Below are 13,597 nucleotides of genomic sequence, written 5' to 3'. Positions count from 1 at the left end.
CATCTTCGGCGGTTGGACCACGGAACCCATGGGCATGTTCCACAGGCGGCGGACGACGGCGGGGCGGACGGGCGATGCCTCGACGCACCGCGACACTCCATATAAGCGTGCGGCGTCGTTCCGCACAGCAGCATCGACAATGAGCCTGCCCGCCTGCGCGCTGCTGCTCGCGGGCTGCTCCTCCTTGCCGCCCGTCGACACCATGGCGACCGGCTCCGTGCCGGTACGCACCAGCGCCTATGCCCGCGAGCCGATCCCCAAGGGCATCGCCACCGAGGACTGGACCGCCGCGCGCGGCGCGCTCACCGAAGCCTTGGGAACCAAGGCTTCCGCGCCCAGCGTGCCGTGGGAGAACCTCGCCGGTTCGACGCGCGGCACCGTCACCCCGCTCGCCGAACGCACCGCCGACGGCGGGGGCAAATGCCGCGAATTCCTCATGAGCTTCGTGCGCGAGGAGCGCGAGGAATGGCTGCAGGGCGAAGCGTGCAAGGCTGCCAAGGGGGCCTGGAAGGTCGATCAGGCGCGGATGCTGGAGCGAAGCTGACCTCCGGTACGGTCCGACCGTTGCATTGCGGCAACACCGTGCCTACATGGACGGAGAGCCGGAACTGCCGGACGAGAACGGTCATCCATGCGCGATCCCTATGACATTCTCGGCGTTGCCCGCAACGCCGACCAGAACGAGATCAAGCGGGCTTTCCGAAAGCTCGCCAAGAAGCTGCACCCGGACGCCAACAAGGACGATCCGAAGGCGCAGGAGAAATTCGCCGAGCTGAATTCGGCCCACGAGATCCTGTCCGACGTCGAGAAGCGCGGCCAGTACGACCGGGGCGAGATCGACGCCGAGGGCAAACCGCGCGGCTTCGAGGGCTTCCCCGGCGGTGGCGGGCCGGGCGGCTTCCGGCGCGGCCCGCGCGGCGAAACCATCTTCGAGAGCTTCTCCTATGGCCCTGAGGGCGCGCGCCGCTCCGGCCACGGCCCTCACGAGGCCGGCGGCTTCGACGACGTGATCGCCGATATTCTCGGCGGCCTCGGCGGCCGCGGACGCGCCCGTGGCGGCGGAGAGGCGCCGCGCGGCAACGATGTGGAGATCACCGTGCCGGTGGCGCTGGAGCGCGTGATCGAAGGCGGGCCGGTCAAGGTCCACCTGCCGAACGGGCGCACCGTCGAGGTCAAGATTCCCGCCCGGGTGGCCGAGGGCCACCGCATGCGGATGAAGGGCCAGGGCGAGCCGAGCGCCTTCGGCGGCGCGCCGGGCGACGCCTATGTGATCGTTGCCTACGCGCCCCACCGCCATTTTCGTGTCGAGGGCGCGGACCTGCGCACCGATGTGTCGCTGCCGCTCACCGAGGCGGTGCTCGGCGGCAAGGTGCGCGTGCCCACGCTCGCCGGCGAGGTGGAACTCTCGGTGCCCGCCCGCACCAGTTCGGGGCGTACCTTCCGGCTGCGCGGCAAGGGCCTGCCCAAGGCCGACGGTTCGTCCGGCGACCTGCTGGCCACCACCCGCATCGTGCTGTCCGAGACGGCCGACCCGGAGCTTGAAGAACTGATGCGCCGGCGCCGCGACAGCGGCGCCTGACTGGAATACCTCGCCGCGACGCGGTGCCTGACTGAGAACTCTTGCCGCGACGGCGGCGCCTGACCGAAACGAGGACACCGCCGTGGCGGCGCCTGAGCGGGCGCCCGCTACCTTTGCCGGCCGCGGCCGGTGAGCCGCCCGCAACGCTTCTCCAGCGCTCGCTTGAGCGGGTGTTGCTGCTGTGCGATAGGAACCAGCGCCACCGCAAGGTGGGTAACGTGGACGGAGCATGGCGTGAGCATGGCATCGGGCGGATTGATGAGCGGAAAGCGCGGCCTGGTGATGGGAGTGGCGAACAACCGCTCCATCGCCTGGGGCATAGCCAAGGCCGCCCATGCGCAGGGCGCGAAGCTCGCCTTCACCTATCAGGGCGAACCGCTGAAGAAGCGGGTCGAGCCTTTGGCGGCCGAGCTCGACGCCGCCGTCGTCGGCCATTGCGACGTCACCGACCCCGCGACCATCGACGCGGTGTTCGAAGAGACCCAGCGCCAGCTCGGGGGGCTCGACTTCCTCGTCCACGCCATCGCCTTCTCGGACAAGAACGAGCTGGACGGGCGCTATGTCGACACCACGGCCGACAATTTCAGCAAGACCATGCTGATCTCCTGCTACAGCTTCACCGCCGTCGCCCAGCGCGCCGAGAAGCTGATGACGGAGGGCGGCTCCATGCTGACGCTCACCTATTACGGCGCCGAGAAGTGGATGCCCCACTACAACGTCATGGGCGTCGCCAAGGCGGCGCTGGAGGCGAGCGTGCGCTACCTCGCCGCCGATCTCGGCCCGAAGAACATCCGCGTCAACGCCATCTCGGCCGGCCCGATCAAGACGCTGGCCGCCTCCGGCATCGGCGATTTCCGCTACATACTGAAGTGGAACGAGCTGAACGCGCCGCTGCGCCGCACGGTGACGGTGGACGAGGTCGGCGATGCCGGCGTCTATTTCCTTTCCGATCTCGGCCGCGCTGTGACCGGCGAGGTACATCATGTCGACGCCGGCTATCATATCGTCGGGATGAAGAACCCCGAGGCGCCCGACCTCACCCTCGATCGCGAGTGAAGCGCCCAATCGCGGAGCATGGCGTCATGTCGAAGGCCGGCCTTTCCCGGATATCGCGTTTTCTGCTGACTGCCGCCGCGCTGGCCGCGCTGGCGATGCCCGCCTTCGTCGCGCCCGCGCGCGCGCAGCAGGACGGCTCCATCGTCATCGGCCCGCCGCCGGGCTCGGGTCTGCCCTTCGTGCCGGGCCCGGACGCGCAGGATCGCGGCGTCCCGCCCAACTTCCAGCAATACCCGCTGCTCGACCGCATCTTCGGCTTCGGCGGCGCGATCTTTCCCGGCTATGTAAGCCCCAGCAACGGGCGCAATGACCGCGACCGGGTCGCCTTCCTCACCGGCGGCGGCCAGGGCCGCATGATCTTCGCCGCCGGCACCGCCGACCGGCTGTGCCAGATGACGCAGACCCCCCGCATCCGCGTGATGAGCGCGCCGGCCGGCGTGAAGATCACGCAGGATATCGGCTCCTTCCTCGCCACCGGCACCGATGCCGGCGCGCGCCGCTGCGTCGGCCGCATGGCGGGCGGCGCGCGCGTCTTCGCCACCGGCCGTGCACCGCGCGGGTCGAGCGTGACGCTGCGCGTCACTTACCCGCTGAACGGCCCCAGCTACACGCACGTCGTGGCGCTCCCCTCGAAATGATGAGACGCATCTTCCTCGTCCGGCATGGCGAGACCGACTGGAACCTTGCCGGCCGGCTGCAGGGCACGCACGACATCCCGCTCAACGATCTCGGACGCGAGCAGGCGGCCGATGCAGCGCGCGTGGTGGAGCGGCTGAGCCGCGGCGCGCGCGGCCTCGACTTCGTGGCGAGCCCGCTGAGCCGCGCCTCGCAGACCATGGCGATCCTGCGCGGCGAGCTCGGCCTGCCGCCGGACGGCTTCCGCCGCGACCCGCGCCTGCGCGAGATCAGCTTCGGCCGCTGGGAGGGTTCCACCTGGCCGGAGCTGCGCCGGCGCGACCCGGCAAACCTCGCCGCCCGCGACGCCGATCCGTGGAACTACACCCCGCCGGGCGGCGAGAACTATGTCGACCTTTCCACCCGCGTGCTCGCCGCCATCGCCGAGCTGACCGGCGACAGCGTGGTGGTGACACATGGCGGGGTGGTGCGGGCGATGCTGCACGCCTTCGCCGGCATGCCGGCCGCCGAGGCGGTGGAGCTGCCCGTGCGCCAGGGCGCGGTCTACCTGATCGAGAACGGGGCGTTCGAGCTGGCCGTCGCCTGACGCCGCCTGAGGGAGATGTCGCCATGGCTGCCGCGCTGATCCGGGCCGAGGAGGCCGCCAATCCCCGCCCGATCTGGTGCGTGAGGCCGCAGAACTGGCGCGAGGTCGCGGGCCTGTTGGCCGCCCCCGCGCTCGCCTTCGCCGAGGCATCGGGTTACAAGGCCGAGCCCGGCGCGCTGCTGGTGCTGCCCGCCGCCGACGGCTCCATCGCCGGCGTGCTGTTCGGCACCGAGGCTGCTCCACGCGATCCGCTCGCCTTCGGCAAGCTCGCCACCGCCCTGCCGGCCGGCGACTACGCCGTCGCTCATCCCCCGGCCGATCCGCGCCTTGCCGCGCTTGGCTTCCTGCTCGGCGGCTACCGCTTCACCCGCTACGGCAAGCGGCCAGGCAACGATGTACGCCTCGTGGTTCCCGACGGCGTGGACGAGGCCTATGTGCGGCGCACGGCGGAGGCGGTGACGCTGACCCGCGACCTTGTCAACACCCCCGCCAACGACCTCGGCCCGGCCGAGATCGAGGCGGCGGCCCGCGCACTCGCCGCCCGCTTCGGCGCCGAGATCAATGTGACGGCCGGCGAGGACCTGCTCGCCGCCAATTTCCCGCTGATCCACGCGGTCGGGCGCGCCTCGCCGCGCGCCCCGCGCCTCATCGACCTGAGCTGGGGCGACCCGAACGCGCGCAAGGTGACGCTGGTCGGCAAGGGCGTCGCCTTCGACACGGGCGGGCTCGACATCAAGCCGTCGAGCGGCATGCTGCTGATGAAGAAGGACATGGGCGGGGCGGCCAATGCGCTCGGCCTCGCGCAGATGATCATGGGCCGCGGGCTTCCCGTGCGCCTGCGCCTCATCATCGCGGCGGTGGAGAACGCCATCGACGGCTCGGCCTTCCGCCCCGGCGACGTGTTCCCCTCGCGCAAGGGCCTCACCGTCGAGATCGGCAATACCGACGCCGAGGGCCGGCTGATCCTCGCCGACGCGCTCAGCCTCGCCGACGAGGAGGCGCCCGAACTGCTGATCGACTTCGCGACGCTCACCGGCGCGGCGCGCGTGGCGCTCGGGCCGCAGCTTCCGCCCGCCTATACCGAGGATGACGGCCTCGCCGCCGACCTCGCCCGCCACGGCGCTGCCGAGGCCGACCCCTCCTGGCGGCTGCCGCTCTGGCAGCCCTATGCCTCCATGCTCGACAGCAAGATCGCCGACCTCAACAACGCGCCGGGCGGGGGCTTCGCCGGCTCGATCACCGCCGCGCTGTTCCTCCAGCGCTTCGTCGAGCGCGCCGGCGCCTGGCTGCATCTCGACATCTATGCCTGGAACCCCTCCTCCCGCCCCGGCCGGCCGGAAGGCGGGGAAGCGCAGACCATCCGCGCCCTCGACGCGCTGATTGCGGAGCGCTTTGGCTGACGGGACAGCCGCTCGCGAGCCGCGCGGGGGGCAATAAGCACCGTCATGGCCGGGCTTGACCCGGCCATCCACGCCTTCTCGCGGCGTGGCGGCGCCTCAAGTCGTGGATCCCCGGGTCAAGCCCGGGGATGACGGTGTGATGGGAGGAGACCGCGCGCCGCCTTCGGCTCTGTTGCCCCCATGGCGTGCGCCCCGCAGACGCTGCGTCATCTCCCTCGCCTGTTAAGGATTTCTTCGGCGCGCGCGCCGCATATTCCGGCGAACAATCCGTAGCCGTAACGATTGCGGCGCGGTTCAGGGGCCGGGGACGGGCCATCATGGCGGTCGAGCTGCGACCATCGCAGGCATTGCGCCTCCTGCACGAGCTCTCGCTCGCGCAGGTGCGCGACGACGCGCCCGACCTCAGCCCGCGCCAGCTCGCCATTCTGCTCGGCGTCTATCTGGAAGCCCCGCCGCACACGGTGCGCGGCCTGGCCGCCCGGCTCGGCGTCACCAAGCCGGTGATCACCCGCGCCCTCGACACGATGGGCCATCTCGGGCTGCTGTCGCGCCGCCGCGACGAGGCGGATCGACGGAACGTCATCATCCAGCGTACGGTGGAAGGCGCGCTCTTCGTGGAGCGGCTCGGCGATCTCGTGGTCGCCACCGCCCGCGCGCTGCCGCGCTGACCTTCCGCGTCTGATCTTCCTACCGAGTGACTACCCGATGACCTCTCTGCCCGACGGCCTCGACCCGCGACTGACCCCGGCCCGCCCGGACGTTGCCGCCCTCCACCTCAAGGGCCTCGTCGAGGCGGAAAGCTTCGTCGCCGGCGAGCGGCGCTTGGTCAGCCGGCCCGGCGTGCCGGTGCGCAAGGAGCCCGATCCGCTGGCGCCGCTGGCGACGGAAGCCCTCTTCGGCGAGACCGTCACGGTCTACGAGACCACGATGGAAGGCTGGGCCTGGGGCCAGCTCGACGGTGACGCCTATGTCGGCTGGCTGCCCGCCGAAGCGCTCTTCCCGCCCGGCGCGTCGGCGACCCATCGCGTGCGGGCGCTGCGAACGCCGGTCTTCCCCGGCCCGTCGATAAAGCTGCCGCCGACAGAACTCCTCTCGCTTGGCAGTCGGCTGGCGATCACCGGCACGCGCGAGCGCTTCGCGGTGACGGAGGCAGGCGGCTTCATCTTCGCCGACCACCTCGCCCCGCTGGAGACGCAGGAGGCCGATTTCGTCGAGGTCGCCGCGCGCTTCCTCGGCGCCGCCTATCTCTGGGGCGGCCGCTCCAGCCTCGGGCTGGACTGTTCGGGCCTCGTGCAGGTCGCGCTCGCCGCCGCGGGCATCGCGGCGCCGCGCGACACCGACATGCAGGAAAAGGCGGTCGGCCGGTCGGTCGACTTCTCGGGCGACCTCGACGCGCTGCAACGCGGCGACCTGCTGTTCTGGCCCGGCCATGTCGGCATCGTCCAGGACGGCGCGACCCTGCTGCACGCCACCGCCTTCACCATGTCGGTGGTACACGAGCCGCTCGCCGCCGCCCTCGCCCGCATCGAGGCCGGCGGCACGAAGCTGCGCAGCGTGCGCCGTCTTTAGCCGGCCTCCGCCACGAAGGCGGCCACCCGCGCCCGGTTCAGCGCGAACCATTGCAGCGCGATCAGCACGAAACCATTGGCGACGCGCGCGGGAAACGGCGCGGCCAGTTCCGCCATCGCCTCGTCCACCGGCACGAGGAACGGCCGCGTGTGCTCGGTCTCGCCGGGCTCGCCGGCCTCGGCCGGCACGTCGCGCGAATCGACGAGGCCGAGATAGAGCGTGGCGAATTCGTCGGTGACGCCGGGCGACGGCAGGAAGCTGAGCATGGGCAGCAGCGCGCGCGGGGCGACGCCGATCTCTTCTCGGCATTCCCGCCCGGCCGCCACGGCGGCATCCTCGCCCGGCTCGATCAGTCCGGCAGCGATCTCGACCAGTTCGCCGCTGCCGGTGGCGAGTTCGGCGCCGAGGCGGAACTGGCGGATCAACACGAAGCAGTCCTTGGCCGGATCGTAGGCCAGCACGCCGACCACCGGGCCGACCCGCAATATGTCGCGCTGCTGGGAGAGCGGCGCGCCGCCGGCACCCGCAAAGGTCGCCCGGAAGCGGTGATAGGGGCGGAAGCCCGTACCGACCGATTCCGGCGCGCTGGTCTCGACGGGAATCGCGCGGTCGGCCAGCGGCTCCGGCCGTGCGCGTGCGCTCATGACGCGGCAGTCTCGATATTGAAGGCGGCGGCGAACAGGGCGCGGGTGTAGTCGGTCTTCGGCGCCGCGAAGAGTTCGGAGGCCGGCCCCTTCTCCACCACCACGCCGCCCTTCATGACCATGACCTGCGAGGCCAGCGCGGCGACGACGCGCAGATCGTGGCTGATGAACAGATAGGTCAGGCCGCGCTTGTTCTGCAGGTCGCGCAGCAGGTCGACGATCTGGGCCTGGACGATCATGTCCAGCGCGCTGGTCGGCTCGTCGAGCACCACGAAGGACGGCTCCAGCACGATGGCGCGGGCGATGGCGATGCGCTGGCGCTGGCCGCCGGAGAATTCGTGGGGGTAGCGGTGGCGCGCCTCGGGATCGAGCCCGACATCGTTGAGCGCGGCGATGACGCGGGCCTCGCGCTCCTCGTCGCTGAGCCCCGGCTGGTGGACGCGCAGCCCCTCGCCGATGATGTCGGACACCGACATGCGCGGGGAGAGCGAGCCGAACGGGTCCTGGAACACCACCTGCATTTCGCGCCGCTGGCCGCGCATCTGCTTGAAGTTCAGCACGTCGATCTGCCGGCCCATGAAGACGATGGGCCCGTCGCTCGAGATGAGCCGCAGCAGGGCGAGGCCGAGCGTGGTCTTGCCCGACCCGCTCTCGCCGACGACGCCAAGCGTCTCGCCGCGCCGTATCTCCACCGAAATGCCGTCCACCGCCTTGATGTGGCCGACCGTCTTGCGCAGCACGCCGGCCTTGATCGGGAACCAGACCTTGAGGTCCTTCGCTTCCAGCACCACCGGCGCTTCCGGGTGCGGCGGAGCGGGGTTGCCGCGCGGCTGGGCGGCGATGAGCGCCTTGGTATAAGGATGCTCCGGCCGGGCGAAGATGTCCGCCACCGGGCCGGCCTCGACGATCTTGCCATGGTTCATCACGCAGACCCGGTCGGCGATGCGGCGCACGATGCCGAGGTCATGGGTGATGAACAGCATCGCCATGCCGAGCCGGCGCTGAAGATCCTTCAGAAGCGTGAGGATCTGCGCCTGCACGGTCACATCCAGCGCCGTGGTCGGCTCGTCGGCGATGAGGAGCTTGGGCTCATTGGCGAGCGCCATGGCGATCATCACGCGCTGGCGCTGCCCGCCGGAGAGCTGGTGCGGGTAGGAGCCGAGGCGGGTCTCCGGCTCCGGGATGCCGACCTCGGTCAGAAGCTCGATCACCCGTGCCCGCGCCGCCGGGCCGCGCATGCCGCGATGCAGGAACAGGATTTCGGCGACCTGCTGCTCGACCGTGTGCAACGGATTGAGCGAGGTCATCGGCTCCTGGAACACCATGGTGATGTCGTTGCCGCGCACCCGGCGTATCTCGTGCTCCGGCAGGGCGAGCAGATTCTCGCCATTGAAGACGATGGCGCCGGAGGGGTGGCTGGCGGCCGGGTATTGCAGCAGCTTCAGCACTGAGAGCGCAGTGACGGACTTGCCCGACCCGCTCTCGCCGACCAGCGCCACGGTCTCCCCGCGATGTACCTCGAACGACACGCGATCGACCGCGACGCTCGTCCGCCCGCCCTGGGTGAAGGCGACGGAGAGGTCCTGGACGGAGAGGAGGGGGGTGTCAGTCAACGGCGCCTCGCTCACTGGAAGGTCTTCCTGGGGTCGAAGGCGTCGCGCACGGCCTCGCCGATGAAGATCAGCAGGCTCAGCATGATCGCCACGGTGAAGAAGCCGGTGAGGCCAAGCCAGGGGGCCTGCACGTTGGATTTTCCCTGCGCCAGCAATTCGCCGAGCGAGGGCGAGCCGGGCGGCAGGCCGAAGCCGAGGAAGTCCAGCGCGGTCAGCGTCATCACCGAGGACGAGACGATGAAGGGCAGCATGGTCAGTGTCGCCACCATCGCGTTGGGCAGCAGGTGCCGCCACATGATGACCGGGTTCGACACGCCCAGCGCGCGCGCCGCCTGTACATATTCGAAGTTGCGCGCACGCAGGAATTCGGCCCGCACCAGTCCGACCAGCGACACCCAGGAGAACAGCAGCAATATGCCGAGCAGCACCCAGAAGCCGGGAGCGAGGATCGAGGAGATGATCAGCAGCAGGTAGAGCGCGGGAATCGAGGTCCAGATCTCGATGACGCGCTGGAAGATAAGGTCGGTCCAGCCGCCGAAATAGCCCTGCACTGCCCCCGCCGCCACGCCGATCACCGAGGAGATGATGGTGAGCACGAGGCCGAACAGCACCGACAAGCGGAAGCCGTAGATGAGCCGGGCCAGCACGTCGCGGCCCTGATCGTCGGTGCCGAGCCAGTTCCACTCCAGCGCGCCGCAGCCGCCGGTGCGGCCCAGCCGCTCCACCACCGGCGCGCATTGCGCGTCCGTCAGCATCCAGGTCGGAGGCGACGGCGCGGGGGTGGGAAGGTCCAGATTATGCGTCGAATAGGAATAGCGGATCGGCGGCCAGATCATCCAGCCGCCGCTCGACGCGATGAGCTTCTGTAGGTAGGGATCGCGATAGTCCGCCTCGGTCTCGAAATCGCCGCCGAAGGTCGTCTCGGGATAGGCCTTGAGCCCCGGGAAATAATAGCCGCCGTCATATTCGACGAGGAACGGCTTGTCGTTGGCGATGAACTCGGCGCCCAGGCTCAGGATGAAGAGCACAGAAAAGATCCAGAAGCTCCACCAGCCACGCCGGTTGCGCTTGAAGTTCGCCCAGCGGCGCTGGTTGAGCGGCGACAGGCGCGGGCGGGCGGGCGTCGCGGACGTGGCCGGGGCGGTCGGCGGCAGGGTGGCGTTCGCGGCGTCCATCGTCAGACGTCCCGCGTGTCGAAGTCGATGCGCGGATCGACCCAGGTATAGGTGAGGTCGGAGATCAGGTTCACCACCAGCCCGACCAGCGAGAAGATGTAGAGATTGGCGAACACCACGGGATAGTCGCGGTTGAGCACGCTCTCGAAGCCCAGCAGGCCGAGCCCGTCGAGCGAGAAGATGGTCTCGATCAGCAGCGAGCCCGAGAAGAAGGCGGCCACGAACGCTCCGGGAAAGCCGGCGATGATGATGAGCATCGCGTTGCGGAAGACGTGGCGGTAGAGCACCGCCCGTTCGGAGAGGCCCTTCATCCGCGCGGTGACGACATACTGCTTGCGGATCTCGTCGAGGAAGGAATTCTTGGTCAGCAGCGCCATGGTGGCAAAGGCGCCCAGCACCATGGAGGTGATCGGCAGGGCGAGATGCCAGAAATAATCGAGGATCTTGGCGCCGAGCGAGAGCTGGTCCCAATTGTCCGAGGTCAGTCCTCGCAAGGGGAACCACGAGAAGAACGAGCCACCGGCGAACAGGATGATGAGCAGCACCGCGAACAGGAAGCTCGGTATCGCATAGCCGACAATGATGATCGCCGAGGTCCACATGTCGAAGCGCGAGCCGTCGCGCACCGCCTTGGCGATGCCCAGCGGGATCGAGATCGCGTAGGTGATCAGCGTCATCCACAGGCCGAGCGAGATGGAAACCGGCATCTTCTCGGCGATCAGGTCGATGACCGAGATGTCGCGGAAATAGGAGCGGCCGAAGTCGAAGCGGGCATAGTCCCACATCATCTTCAGGAAACGCTCATGGGCCGGCCGGTCGAAGCCGAACTGCTTCTCCAGTTGCTGGATGAAGGCGGGGTCGAGCCCCTGCGCGCCGCGATATTTGGAGGAAACCGGATCGCCGGCCGGAGAATTCTGCGGCATGCCGCCGAAATCGCCGCCGCCGCCGGAGATGCGGGCGGTGGCGGAGGTGCCCTGCCCGGTCAATTCGGCGATCACCCGCTCGACGGGGCCGCCGGGAGCGAACTGAACCACCAGGAAGGAGACCAGCATGATGCCGATGACGGTCGGCACCATCAGCGCGAGGCGTCGGACGATATAGGCGAGCATGCGATCTGGCTTCCTCCGGCCTTTCCGGCCATGGCGCTCAAGGTGGCGGGCGGCCGCAGCCGCGTCAACTTAACGTCCGTTCATGCGCGGCGATGCGGTTGCGCTCTTTGCCGTCATGGCCGGGCTTGACCCGGCCATCCACGACTCGCCTCGCGAACCGGAGGCATGGATCGCCGGGCCAGGCCCGGGGATGACGGTCCACCAAGGCCGACCGGCGAACATGCCTCACCCCGCCGAACGGGTGCGCGCCGACCAGATCTCGGGAATGGCGCGGGCATAGGTCGGGCGCTCGGCGGTGGGCCATGAGAACTCGTCCCAGAAGGCGATGCGGAACTCGGCCGAGTACCATTGCGGCACCCAGTAGCGCCCAGCCCGCAGACGCCGGTCGAGCACCCGGCAGGCGGTGCGCAATTGCGCGCGGTCCGGCGCGGCGATCACCTTCTCGATCAGCAGGTCGATGAGCGGATCGGCGATGCCCGACAGGTTGTTCGAGCCGGAAATCTTTGCCGAGGCGGAGCCGAAATAGTTGCGCAGCGACTCGCCCGGGACGGTGGAAACGGAGAAGCGCCGCACCGTGGTGTCGAAGTCGAACTCGTTGAGCCGGCGCTGATATTGCGGGGGGTCGACGAGCCGGAAATTCGCCTCGATGCCCAGCAGCCGCAGATTCTTGATGAAGGGCGCGGTGTGGCGTTCCAGCGAGCCCTCGTCGTCGAGGAACTCGATGGTCAGGCCCTTGCCGTCGGGGCCGACGAGGCGCCCGTCGCGGATCGTCCAGCCGGCCTCGCGCAGAAGCTGGGTGCCCTTGCGCAGCAAAGCGCGGTCCTGCCCCGAACCGTCGGAAACCGGCGGGCTCCAGGGCGGTGCCTTCAGCACCGCGATTTCCACCGGCGTGACGGCGCTGCCCAGCGCGTCGATCAGCGCCACCTCGTCCGGCCCCGCCTCGCCTTCCGCCTTGAGGTCGGAATTCTCGAAGAAGGAGGTCGTGCGCTTATACGCATCGAACATCAGATTCTTGTTGGTCCACTCGAAGTCGAAAGCATAGGACAATGCCTCGCGCACGCGCGGATCGGCGAAATGCGGTCGGCGCAGGTTGAGGAACCAGCCCTGCGCGCCGGAGGGCGTGCGGTCAGGCAGCACGGCCTGCTTCACCCGGCCCTCGCGCAGCGCGGGGAAATCGTAGCCGGTCGCCCAGGTGCGGGCGGTGAATTCCTGCCGGAACAGATAGGTCCGCGCCTTGAACGCCTCGAACCCGACCTCGCGGTCGCGGAAATATTCGTAGCGCAGCACATCGAAATTGTTCACGCCGGCATTCACCGGCAGCGTGTTCCCCCAGTAGCCGGCATCGCGCTGGTACTCGATGTAGCGGCCGGGCTCGAAGCGCCCGACCTTGTAGGGGCCCGAGCCGAGCGGCGGCTCCAGCGTGCTCTCCTCGAACGGCTTCACGCTGTAATAGGCCCTGGAGAAGATCGGCAGCGAAGCAGCGAAGAGCGGCACGTCGCGCGCCCGCGTCGGGGCGAAGCGCAGCACCGCGACCTCCTCGCCCTCGGCCTCGGCGCCGGTCAGGTCGCGCAGGTTCTGCGCGATGATCGGGTGGCCCTTTTCCTTGAGCAGGTTCAGCGAGAACGCGACGTCCTGCGCGGTCAGCTTCGAGCCATCGTGGAAGCGGGCCTCCGGGCGCAGGCGGAAGCGGTAGAGTGTGCCATCGGGCGAGACGGAAACGCTGCGGGCCACCAGGCCGTAGATCGCGTCCGGCTCGTCGAAGGCGCGTGTCATCAGCGTGTCGAAGGTCAGGTCGATGCCCTGCGCGCCGTCGCCCCTGAGGATGTAGCCATTCAGCGAGTTGAAGGTCTGGAAGGACTGGTTGAACGCCGCCGTCGAGCCGATCTGCGAGAAGGTGCCGCCCTTGGGCGCGGCGGGGTCAACATAATCGAAATGGGTGAAGTCGGCGGGGTATTTCAGGTCGCCGAAGACGGAGAGGCCGTGACGCTCGGCCGATGCGGAGGTCGGCACTCCGGGCACCGCATCGACGGGCGCCGCATCCTGCGCGGAGGCGCCGCGCGGCAGGGCGAGGGCGGACCCGGCTCCGGCCGCCAGCGCGAGCAACGTGCGGCGGGAGATGAAAAGGATGTCATCCCGGACGGCCGGAACGACCGATCCGGGATCGCGCTCCGACGACAGACAGAGCGGGCGGTCCCGGCTCTCCGGTTGCGGCCGGGATGACGACGAGCCC

Annotated in this window: 13 protein-coding genes; 8 read left to right on the top strand and 5 right to left on the bottom strand. The window is 69.3% G+C overall.

Annotated elements, in window-relative coordinates; all coding sequences use genetic code 11:
- The first annotated feature begins 139 nt into the window (after positions 1-139).
- The 8 genes from MWN33_RS05395 to MWN33_RS05360 all read left to right on the top strand — a co-directional run bounded on the left by MWN33_RS05395 (position 140) and on the right by MWN33_RS05360 (position 6,826).
- Positions 140-544 carry an RT0821/Lpp0805 family surface protein gene (locus MWN33_RS05395; protein ID WP_247199384.1) on the top strand — a complete coding sequence of 135 codons (405 nt, stop codon included), beginning with the start codon at positions 140-142 and terminating at the stop codon, positions 542-544.
- Positions 545-631: 87 nt separating this feature from the next.
- Positions 632-1,579, top strand: coding sequence for a DnaJ C-terminal domain-containing protein (locus MWN33_RS05390; RefSeq protein ID WP_247199382.1), 948 nt, complete (start codon positions 632-634; stop codon positions 1,577-1,579).
- Positions 1,580-1,819: 240 nt separating this feature from the next.
- Positions 1,820-2,635, top strand: a complete 816-nt coding sequence (gene fabI, locus MWN33_RS05385) for an enoyl-ACP reductase FabI (protein ID WP_247199797.1) — start codon at positions 1,820-1,822, stop codon at positions 2,633-2,635.
- Between the two features lie 26 nt (positions 2,636-2,661).
- Positions 2,662-3,273, top strand: coding sequence for a hypothetical protein (locus MWN33_RS05380; RefSeq protein WP_247199380.1), 612 nt, complete (start codon positions 2,662-2,664; stop codon positions 3,271-3,273).
- On the top strand, positions 3,270-3,857 hold the full coding sequence (locus tag MWN33_RS05375) for a histidine phosphatase family protein (protein WP_247199379.1): 588 nt from the start codon (positions 3,270-3,272) through the stop codon (positions 3,855-3,857). The genes MWN33_RS05380 and MWN33_RS05375 overlap by 4 nt, the downstream gene beginning before the upstream one ends.
- A 23-nt stretch (positions 3,858-3,880) precedes the next feature.
- Positions 3,881-5,257 carry a leucyl aminopeptidase family protein gene (locus MWN33_RS05370; protein ID WP_247199377.1) on the top strand — a complete coding sequence of 459 codons (1,377 nt, stop codon included), beginning with the start codon at positions 3,881-3,883 and terminating at the stop codon, positions 5,255-5,257.
- A gap of 317 nt (positions 5,258-5,574) precedes the next feature.
- Positions 5,575-5,925 carry a MarR family transcriptional regulator gene (locus MWN33_RS05365; protein ID WP_247199375.1) on the top strand — a complete coding sequence of 117 codons (351 nt, stop codon included), beginning with the start codon at positions 5,575-5,577 and terminating at the stop codon, positions 5,923-5,925.
- A gap of 37 nt (positions 5,926-5,962) precedes the next feature.
- Complete coding sequence (locus MWN33_RS05360) at positions 5,963-6,826, top strand: C40 family peptidase (RefSeq protein WP_247199374.1); 864 nt, start codon at positions 5,963-5,965, stop codon at positions 6,824-6,826.
- Here MWN33_RS05360 and MWN33_RS05355 read toward each other — a convergent pair.
- The 5 genes from MWN33_RS05355 to MWN33_RS05335 form a co-directional block, all read right to left on the bottom strand.
- On the bottom strand, positions 6,823-7,470 hold the full coding sequence (locus tag MWN33_RS05355; RefSeq protein WP_247199372.1) for an NUDIX domain-containing protein: 648 nt from the start codon (positions 7,468-7,470) through the stop codon (positions 6,823-6,825). The genes MWN33_RS05360 and MWN33_RS05355 overlap by 4 nt on opposite strands.
- Positions 7,467-9,083, bottom strand: a complete 1,617-nt coding sequence (locus MWN33_RS05350; protein ID WP_247199370.1) for an ABC transporter ATP-binding protein — start codon at positions 9,081-9,083, stop codon at positions 7,467-7,469. Before MWN33_RS05350 ends, MWN33_RS05355 begins: the two co-directional genes overlap by 4 nt.
- Positions 9,084-9,094: 11 nt before the next feature.
- A complete protein-coding gene (locus MWN33_RS05345; RefSeq protein ID WP_247199368.1) occupies positions 9,095-10,258 on the bottom strand; it encodes an ABC transporter permease in 1,164 nt (387 codons plus the stop codon).
- Positions 10,259-10,260: 2 nt separating this feature from the next.
- Positions 10,261-11,367, bottom strand: a complete 1,107-nt coding sequence (locus MWN33_RS05340; RefSeq protein WP_247199367.1) for a microcin C ABC transporter permease YejB — start codon at positions 11,365-11,367, stop codon at positions 10,261-10,263.
- A 225-nt stretch (positions 11,368-11,592) separates the two neighbouring features.
- Positions 11,593-13,494 (bottom strand): extracellular solute-binding protein, encoded by a 1,902-nt coding sequence (locus tag MWN33_RS05335; RefSeq protein ID WP_425531969.1) that lies wholly within the window; start codon positions 13,492-13,494, stop codon positions 11,593-11,595.
- Positions 13,495-13,597: the final 103 nt, after the last annotated feature.

Source organism: Ancylobacter koreensis (assembly GCF_023016525.1).
GTDB lineage: Bacteria > Pseudomonadota > Alphaproteobacteria > Rhizobiales > Xanthobacteraceae > Ancylobacter > Ancylobacter koreensis.
The sequence above is the reverse complement of the archived record's forward strand: the minus strand, read 5'-3'. Positions and strand labels throughout refer to the sequence as shown.